At 44.0% G+C, this 300-nt stretch carries 1 pseudogene; it reads right to left on the reverse strand.

From position 1 onward, the window contains the following. Nucleotides 1-300 (reverse strand): annotated as a pseudogene (locus G5B06_RS18750) (peptidase M23); the annotation flags it as partial.

Here is a 300-nt window from a genome sequence, read left to right on the forward strand (position 1 = left end):
TGGCAGTTGGATATGCTCCACTGGCAGTCGGTCCTCCGCTCCAAATACCACAACAAATTGGGCAGTTACAATACCCACTGGTCACAACCTGTCCCAAAGATTCTCCAACTCTTACAGTTGCTGTCTCTGTCACAGTCTCATTGACTGCTTCTGTTTCTAACCGATACTGCAATGCAAAAAGAGCATCCAGTTCTGGCTTTACCTGTTCAAAGGTAAATTCTTCATACTTTGCTGACAGATAACTGATCAGGATAAACGGATCATGCTCAATAGGTCCGATGTTATATCGGTATTCCTCAT

Source organism: Blautia luti (assembly GCF_013304735.1).
Classification (GTDB): domain Bacteria; phylum Bacillota; class Clostridia; order Lachnospirales; family Lachnospiraceae; genus Blautia_A.